The sequence below is a fragment of the Komagataeibacter ossonobensis genome (genome assembly GCF_057359305.1).
In genome coordinates, this window is sequence record NZ_JBXAYQ010000109.1 from 1 (window position 1) to 1,527 (window position 1,527).

Annotated in this window: 2 protein-coding genes; both read right to left on the minus strand. The window is 42.0% G+C overall.

Features of this window, described 5'->3' with window-relative positions; genetic code table 11:
• Positions 1-1,175: SIR2 family protein (locus AC1RQ9_RS18830; protein WP_485988113.1), on the minus strand; the 1,175-nt coding region annotated here is incomplete at its 3' end.
• 4 nt (positions 1,176-1,179) lie between these two features.
• Positions 1,180-1,527, minus strand: a 348-nt coding sequence (locus tag AC1RQ9_RS18835; protein WP_485988115.1) for a GIY-YIG nuclease family protein, incomplete at its 5' end; no start/stop codon positions are given.

A 1,527-nucleotide genomic window follows, 5' to 3' on the forward strand; every position in this document is an offset into this window, starting at 1 on the left:
TTAGTAGCGCCATTAAAAGTCCACCAGTCTCTTTTACCCCCATCGGGGGAAGGAAACACTGGGCCAATAGATCCTTGATAAATACCTTTCGAACTCGCAATAAAAACCCTTTGTCCCCATGGTTCTGACAACCAAACACTTAAAGTATCTGGCAGAATGTCATTGGGTTCATTGGCGAATGCGACAAGGGTAAGTTGACTTTTATTCGATGACATTGCGATCTCAATTTCAGCATTAATATGTTCATCGCCAAATGAATAACCGCAGATAAGCAATACGTGATCCGATCCTTGTGATAGGCGTTGCCGGAAACGTTGAAAAATTTCGGCAAAAGGGTCACGCTGAGTGTTGAGATATTTCGTTGCCTGAGGGTAGATCATCACGGTTCCCCCATGGCTGGGATAAGTGTCCCCGTAACGGATGCGTAAGAGGTTTAGATTGCCTGAAAGTGGTCTATACCAATCAATCGAACCGTGGAGCTTAGACACGATAGCACGCGTCCCAGAATTTGCCTTATAATTTGACATATTCCAGAAGCCAACTCCACCGCCTATAAACCCATCTTGAAATTCAATACCGGTGAGAGCTAAGGCATCTTCAATCAGAGTGTCATAATTCGTCGTGAAAAACTCAACCGGTGTTCGGACAAAGTCTAGACCTGCCCGATTATTACCGAAAACTACTTCAATAAATTTCTGATGAGCAGCAATATCGACGATCGAATGCCCTTCAGTTCCAATTTCTTCCTTTTCTATAATCTTATCTTCTTCATTTTTTTTGGCTGCTCTGAAACCCCAACGAACGGTGTATGCGATCTTTTTAATCAATCCTTTGTGCACCTCAATTAATTTATCTTTTGCAACATGCTTGTCGCCAATCGTTATGCCGCCGGTGCACGAACGTTCCGCAATTGAGATCAAATCACCCAGATAAGTGAGATGATGTTCGATATGAGAGTTTTCCCCGCAATCGTTTACGATGAATCCTAAAACATGTAGCGCCACAGAATCTTTAGGAAAAATCTCGTTACGAGCAAGGTACATTACTCTTTCTGTCAATCTATACATTAAAGGTATGTTTGACATAAAACTAATACCAGCCCCAAGAAGCCATGTTTGCTTTGGACTATTCAAATGTTTTTCAAATTGTTCAGCGATATCTATATTATTTTCCACTATATTATACCTCTACCAAATCAACCGTCTTTGGATCATAAATTAAATTATCAATATTCCCGCTAGATATTTTTCTAACTAATTGAGACACAATATCTAACGGCACCAGAAACCATTCTTTGGGCTGCACTGGATGCCTGAACCGATCCTGAATCGTCAGATCAATCTGTGCTGAAGCCAGAACCCTATGAAAGATCTTCTCCAGCTTCGTACGATTGATGTTGAAGAGCTTGTAAGTCGCCACAACCTCCACATCAGCCAGAAGATAGGTCGCATCATGCTTTGCATTGGCAATCCGCTTTTTTACATCGCCTCCCGTCACGCCAATCTTGTGAATCAGGTTACGATGCTC